The following is a 1,586-nucleotide window of genomic DNA, read 5'->3' on the forward strand; positions in this document are numbered from 1 at the left end:
GGAAAGAAGTCTATTATTTGGCGACAATAACGGCAATTATGCCAATAAATATTACGGCAATCATCATGAAATAGAAAAATTAGAACTTATCATTGCCCATAAAGATGAATTACTTGCCCAAAAAGATAGAGAAATTGAATTATTAAGAAAACTTTTGGAAAAATAAGACCGCCCCATGCTCATCTGCCCCATCTGCCATACCGACTTAAACTTACAAGGCAAAACTTACACCTGCCAAAACCGCCACAGCTATGACATTAGCAAGGACGGCTATGTCAATTTGCACGTGGTTCAACACAAAAACAGCCACACCGCAGGCGACACCGCCACATCGGTGCAGGCTCGCAGACGGTTTTTGGCGGGTGGATTTTATGAACCGCTAAGGGACAAAGTTGGGCAAATCATCGATGAGATTGCCCCGACATCGGTGCTAGACATCGGTTGTGGGGAGGGTTATTATACCAGTCGCATGGCACGCACCGCCCATGTCATCGGGCTTGACATCGCCAAAACCGCCATTATCACCGCTTCTAAAACCTACAAAAATACCGACATCGGCAAACACATCACCTGGGTGGTTGGCACAGGGGCGGTATTGCCTGTGGCGGACGATAGCGTGGATATTTGCACGAGTCTGTTTAGCCCCTTACCAAAGGCTGAGATGTTAAGGGTGCTAAAGCCAAACGGTCATCTGCTTGTGGCAACCCCTGCTCCCATGCACCTGCACGCCATGCGTGAGAAGCTGTTTGACACCGTCAATCCGCATAATCCTGCCAAATTTATAGGCGAGCTTGCCCCTGAATTTGATTTGGTCAATGAATGGCAAATAGATGCTGATTTATGCCTTGATAACCAAAGTCTAAATGATTTGATGGACATGACCCCTTATACTTATAAAGCCAAACTTGACCGTAAGACAGCATTAAAGGCACAGGATAAGTTTGATGTAACGGCGAGTTTTTGTGTGTATTTGTTTAAAAGGGCGATTTAAAAACTCTTCAAATAATGAAAATAGGGCAATCATCAGACTGCCTTATTTTTGTTTTATCATTTCCCAAATGGATTGGGTAATGGGGTGTTGGGGTTGGACGGTGGTAGGTGTGGGTATTGGAATTTGGGTTGGTCGCCTGTGAGTGTTTTTAAGAACGCCACGATGTCCGCTGTCTCTGCGTCCGTGAACTCTTTATTAAGCTGGATTTTACCCATGATTTGCACCGCTTCTTCTAGTGAATTGACCTGACCGTCATGGAAGTAGAGGTAGGTTAGCTCAATGTTTCTAAGCGTTGGCACTTTAAAGAGCATTTTATCTTCGGGCTTGCCTGTTACCGCAAAGCGACCTTCGGCTAGGTTTTTGGTGGTATATTGTTCAAACACGCCAAATTTTTGGAATGAGCCACCGCCGAGTAGTTCGCCATTATGGCACGCCACACAGCCTGATTGTTTAAAGGTTTGATAACCACGCAATTCCTGCTCATTGATGGCGTTATCATCACCAGCGAGCCATTTATCAAAGCGACTGTTGGGCGTAACAAGCGTATCTTCAAAACTTGCCAAAGCACGAGTTACACTAGACTTCTTTCCAAACC

Annotated in this window: 2 protein-coding genes; one reads left to right on the plus strand and one right to left on the minus strand. The window is 45.1% G+C overall.

The features are described from left to right. The first annotated feature begins 175 nt into the window (after nucleotides 1–175). The gene (locus B5J94_RS12025) at nucleotides 176–991 is read left to right on the plus strand and encodes a putative RNA methyltransferase (protein ID WP_062500208.1); all 816 of its coding nucleotides are present in this window, start codon (nucleotides 176–178) and stop codon (nucleotides 989–991) included. Nucleotides 992–1,047: 56 nt separating this feature from the next. Here the strand turns inward: B5J94_RS12025 and B5J94_RS12030 are convergent, their stop codons facing one another. Beyond that, nucleotides 1,048–1,554 (minus strand): cytochrome-c peroxidase, encoded by a 507-nt coding sequence (locus B5J94_RS12030; protein WP_228144594.1) that lies wholly within the window; start codon nucleotides 1,552–1,554, stop codon nucleotides 1,048–1,050. Nucleotides 1,555–1,586: the final 32 nt, after the last annotated feature.

It is taken from the genome of Moraxella lacunata, assembly GCF_002027545.1.
Taxonomy (GTDB): Bacteria; Pseudomonadota; Gammaproteobacteria; order Pseudomonadales; family Moraxellaceae; genus Moraxella; species Moraxella lacunata.

Bases quoted from the DNA above. Each gene is read 5' to 3' on its own strand.
- B5J94_RS12025 (WP_062500208.1), top strand. From the start codon at position 176: ATGCTCATCTGCCCCATCTGCCATACCGACTTAAACTTACAAGGCAAA.